Origin of the sequence: Thermococcus sp., from assembly GCF_027008145.1 — an archaeon.
Lineage (GTDB): Archaea > Methanobacteriota_B > Thermococci > Thermococcales > Thermococcaceae > Thermococcus.
In genome coordinates this window covers 1-3043 of the sequence record NZ_JALTCZ010000044.1, presented here as the reverse complement: position 1 = coordinate 3043, position 3043 = coordinate 1, and the positions used below count along the sequence as shown (strand labels likewise).

Genomic DNA, 3043 nt, shown 5'->3' with positions numbered 1-3043 from the left:
GGGCAGTTTCTCTTGACGTTGCAATGAGGATGCTCCTCGAAGGGGCGAAGATGACGGTTGTCCTCTCGGTTCTCTCGATAATCCTCGGCCTCCTCGTTGGACTCCCTGTGGCGATAATGGAGACCTACGGCGGAAAGGCCCTCAGGTATGTGGCAATGGTCTACGAGGGAACCCTAAGGGGGATTCCGCTCTTAGCGATATACATGGTAATATTCTTCTCGATACCCCTCCTGACGGGGGTAGGCCTGCCTGCCTTCTGGGCGGCTGTCGTCGGCCTTGGGATACGCTCCTCAGCGTACCAGTCCCAGATATTCAGGAGCACGATACAGGCCGTTGGTGAGGGGCAGATAGAGGCGGCCTACTCCCTCGGGATGTCCAAGTTAGAGACCCTGAGGTACGTTGTCCTCCCGCAGGCGATCAGGATGGCAGTCCCGGCGTGGATGAACGAGTACGTCATAGTCCTTAAGGACACTTCGATAGCCCTAGCCATAGGCATAGTCGAACTCACACGGCAGGCTCAGTATCTCGTCTCGATAACCGGTGAGCCCTTCCGCTACTACGGCCTCGCCGCCCTCCTGTACCTGATAATGGTTCTCCCACTCACGTATCTGGCCGGGGTGCTGGCGAAGAAATACGGGATAAAGGGAACAGGGGGTGCCTCAAACGTCAGAATCTGACGTCCTTATCATAAAAAACCTGAAGAAGAAGTTCGAAGAAAAGACAGTTCTCGATGAGGTCTCCTTCAGCGTGAAGAGGGGCGAAACTAAGGTCATAATAGGGCCGAGCGGTGCAGGGAAGAGCACCCTCCTCAGGTGCATCAACAGGCTCGTCGAGCCCGATGAAGGAGAGATAATCTTCGACGGCTTGAACGTCCTATCAAAGGACGTTGATATAAGGAAGATCCGCGCGAGGATAGGCTTCGTCTTCCAGCACTTCAACCTCTTCAAGCACCTAACGGCACTGGAAAACGTCAAGATAGGGCCAAAGGTGGTGAAGGGCCTGAGCGACGAGAAGGCAGAGAGGATAGCGGTTAAGGCCCTGAAGGCCGTTCACCTTGAGGAGGATGCCCTTGAGAAGTATCCCGCAGAGCTGAGCGGTGGGCAGCAGCAGCGTGTTGCGATAGCGAGGGCCCTCGCGATGGAACCGGACATAATACTCTTCGACGAGCCGACTTCCGCTTTAGACCCACAGCTTGCCGGGGAAGTGCTCGACGTCATGAGGGAGCTGGCGAAGAGAAAGGTTACGATGCTCGTCGTCACGCACGAGATAGGCTTCGCCCTGAATGCTGCCGACGAAGTCCTCTTCTTCTACAACGGGAGGATATGGGAGAGGGGAGAGCCGAAGGAACTGCTCTACAGCCCCAAGAGGGAGGAGACGAAGGCTTTCCTGAGGAGGATAGCGGATTTATCGCTGTGAGGTGGGAGGATGGACTACACCTTCATACTGGGCCAGCTCGCCAAAGGCCTTGAGGTCACGCTTGAACTCACAATATTCGGCTTCCTCGGGGGGTTTGCCTTAGGCTTCATACTGGCGATAGCGAGAACCTACTGGGGTGGCCTTTCTAGAGCGCTGGCCATAGCGTATATAGAGCTTATCAGGGGAACCCCAATGCTCCTCCAGCTCTACATAATCGGCTTTGGACTGCCCCTCCTCATAAGGCAGTACTTCCCGGACTTCGTTATGAACCCCACGGTAGCGGCTCTCCTCGGTATAATGCTCAACAGCGCGGCTTACCAAGCTGAGTACATGAGGGGGGCCTTCAACTCGATAGAGTCGGGCCAGATAGAGGCGGCACTCTCCTTAGGGATGACGAGGTGGGAGATAATAAGACACATAATATTCCCGCAGGCCTTCAGGATAATGCTCCCAAGCTGGACTAACGAGATGGTATACCTCCTCAAGTACTCCTCGCTGGCGATGCTCCTCGCGGTTCCTGAACTCATGTACATGGCGAGCGTCACGGCGGCGGAGACCTTCCTCTACGCCCAGATATACCTGATGGTCGCGGGGATTTACCTGGTCTTCGCGACGCTGATAATCCAGGCCATGCGCCTCGTGGAGCTCAAAATCCACATCCCGGGGGTGACGGTGATAAAGAGGTGATCAGTACTCCACGCCCCTCCTGGCTAAGACGCCCCTCTGGTAGGGGTGTTTTATCTCCCTCATCTCCGTCACGTAGTCAGCTAACTCAAAGAGCTCCTCCGGACAGTATCTCCCCGTAAGGACGAGTTCTGTGGGGGGGGCCTTTTTCCTTATCAGTTCCTTGACCTCGTTCACATCGAGCATCCCGAAGCTTAGGGCAACGCAGACCTCGTCAAGAATCACCAAATCCCACTCCCCGCTTGAAGTGACTTCCCCTGCCCTTTCAAGGGCCCTCTTTGCCGCTTCTACGTCCTCCTCGCTCGGCTTCCCGTGGACGAACTTGGGGAGTCCGTAGGACTCTATAACGGCCCCGCACTCCTCTATCTTCACCTGCTCACCGTAGGCCTTGCCGGCCTTCAGGAACTGGATTATTATCACCTTTCCACCGGAGCCGAGCATCCTGACGGCTAATCCAAAAGCTGCCGTAGTCTTCCCCTTCCCGTTGCCGGTGTAGATGTGCACGAGACCGAGCCTGTCCTTCCACGACATTGGTTTCACCGGTATGGATATAATCGCCAAGGTTTTTAGGGGTTTGGGTGAACTAACTCAGAGAGGCTAATCCAGTTAAAATCCTCCACACCAGATAACTATTCAATGGGAGGGGCATTTGCAGGGATTCCTTGGAAAGGCATCTTATCTTCCGCCAGTGCTTGCGAGGGAAGCTTTTGGAAAAGCTTGATCAAAAGCTTGTAGCTCTTTTTTAGAATGCCCTAATTCAAGGATTTTTGCTTCCAAACGCTTGTTTTTAAGGGGGGTAAGTTAGAATAAGCCTTAAAATGGGGTTTATTTTCTCCTGATGCCCTTTGGGCGTCGGTTTTAAAGTTAAACCCACGCCAGCGGAGTAATTTTAAAGGTCCTCAAATTCAAAAAGACTTACTATGAAATCACCAAATAGTCGGCT

Annotated in this window: 4 protein-coding genes; 3 read left to right on the top strand and 1 reads right to left on the bottom strand. The window is 54.0% G+C overall.

All coding sequences use genetic code 11. From position 1 onward, the window contains the following. From MVD07_RS02160 to MVD07_RS02150, 3 genes are all read left to right on the top strand, one after another. Positions 1-677: amino acid ABC transporter permease (locus MVD07_RS02160; protein WP_297498021.1), on the top strand; the 677-nt coding region annotated here is incomplete at its 5' end. A gap of 7 nt (positions 678-684) precedes the next feature. Continuing rightward, positions 685-1416: an amino acid ABC transporter ATP-binding protein gene (locus tag MVD07_RS02155; RefSeq protein ID WP_366078438.1), complete on the top strand. Its 732-nt coding sequence runs from the start codon at positions 685-687 to the stop codon at positions 1414-1416. 9 nt (positions 1417-1425) lie between these two features. Further along, on the top strand, positions 1426-2103 hold the full coding sequence (locus tag MVD07_RS02150) for an amino acid ABC transporter permease (protein WP_297498015.1): 678 nt from the start codon (positions 1426-1428) through the stop codon (positions 2101-2103). On the opposite strand, the gene cobO is transcribed toward MVD07_RS02150, so the two are convergent. Continuing rightward, on the bottom strand, positions 2104-2631 hold the full coding sequence (gene cobO, locus MVD07_RS02145) for a cob(I)yrinic acid a,c-diamide adenosyltransferase (RefSeq protein WP_297498024.1): 528 nt from the start codon (positions 2629-2631) through the stop codon (positions 2104-2106). Between the last annotated feature and the right edge of the window lie 412 nt (positions 2632-3043).